The following is a 1,622-nucleotide window of genomic DNA, read 5'->3' as shown; positions in this document are numbered from 1 at the left end:
ACGGTGCCGTCGAGGGCCGCAGTGCCTTTGCCGATGGCGTGTTCCATCCCCTCGGGGGCGGCGTCGCCTAACGCCACACGGATCGGTTGCGTTACGATGGCCGGGGCAGAAATGCCCCGGCCGTTTTATTTGGCCCTCTTTCTTTGGTATTCGGCGACCTGAAATCGTTTGTATCTATCATGCGATAAACATTTTTTCAGGATTTGACGTGCAGGCAATCCGATGGATGACTGTATAAAACAGCATCAATCATCCGAGATGATGATCATCGATGGGATACCGGCCCCCGGCCCCGGAGGTGTTCGTGCCAGCCTTCTCCGCTTGGCCGGCTGCGCCCGCCCGACCAGCTCCGCCGGCCAAGCTACCCATGGTGAAGCGGCCCACCGCGCACTAACTTTACCCTTGGATCACCTCGTGGGGGCCGATCAGTCTCCAGATCGCCGGCCGTCGGAGCCGGCATCTTGATGACCCGCATCCTGTCGAGCAGCGGCTCCGGTAGCGGACCGATGCCATTGGCTGTGCACAACCAGGAGATGTGGCCGATGTCCACCGCGGTCTGGAACGCAGGATCCGGGTAGGCCCTCGCGGTCGCAGCTTCAAGCATCGGCAGCAGGCCGTCCCATAGATGCAAATACGGATGCGACTGGCCCGGCAGCCGAGCTTGTCGCAAGCCATGCCTTAAGCCACTGAATGAGCCTCTTTTTCAAGTCTGATAACCACTTAAAGCCCGAAGCTCACCCCTGGCAGTTGGGTCTGCTGGCACTGGTTGAGTGCTGGAACGAAACACTCAGGAGCGACAGCTGTTCAGCCAGAATGTCCTAAGCAAGCCGCATCTGCGTAGTTTTAAATTAAGCTAAAACACAACCCCTGGTTGCGCTGCATTCAGGAATCATCATTGTGTCCCATGTGATCCTCCAAGGGCTTCCGAGGTGCCTGTGATGTCGTCTGTAACTGTCAGTACGCCCAATGGCTTCTACACCCCGAACCTCTGGGTTCAGTCGATCAACTCCTCCGACAAGGCCCATTTCGAGGGACTAATTAGTACAAATAACAATCCTCTGGTCGGCATCCTGCCTGGACGTGAGGTAGACACATATTCCAGTCTCTCGTTCACGCAAGCCGGTGTATCCTATAAATACTCCGGCATGTTCACCGTGACGACAGACCGCGGATTGCTGTCATTGTCTGGATCTGTTTCGGCCAGTGGATACTACAATCATATTGAAGTCAGCGCGGGCGGCAACTCAATTGCGAGCTATGATGGCGTGCCGATCCCAGTAGATTTTGGATCTCACGTCACCGGCATCGTCCCCGACACCGTTGGTGGTGTTTTAGGGCTAGTTAACGGACTTCTATTTGGACAAAGTTCTACAACATCGCAGAGCTATCAAAACCTTACTCTTGATTCTACGCCAAATCTTCCCGATATTGCTTTCTCGGATGGCGTTTCCATTGTTGGGAATACTGGTGCTGACACCCTTATAGGCTCCACGAACTCCGACGCAATATTCGGCGGCGCCGGGAATGATGTTATCATCGGAGGGGCCGGTTCAAATGCTATGAGTGGTGGGGCGGGTGACGACACGGTTGTGCTGGGCTTCAAGCTGACGGACGCCTCGATC

Annotated in this window: 1 protein-coding gene and 1 pseudogene; both read left to right on the top strand. The window is 55.6% G+C overall.

Annotation, left to right across the window (positions count from 1 at the left end):
* Nucleotides 1–265: 265 nt before the first annotated feature.
* Nucleotides 266–394: pseudogene (locus MFF13_RS19235) on the top strand (IS3 family transposase); the annotation flags it as partial.
* A 544-nt stretch (nucleotides 395–938) separates the two neighbouring features.
* Nucleotides 939–1,622: calcium-binding protein (locus MFF13_RS19230; RefSeq protein ID WP_373322581.1), on the top strand; the 684-nt coding region annotated here is incomplete at its 3' end.

This window comes from Methylobacterium cerastii (assembly GCF_022179125.1).
GTDB classification, from domain to species: domain Bacteria; phylum Pseudomonadota; class Alphaproteobacteria; order Rhizobiales; family Beijerinckiaceae; genus Methylobacterium; species Methylobacterium cerastii.
This window is presented reverse-complemented; position numbering and strand designations above follow the sequence as displayed.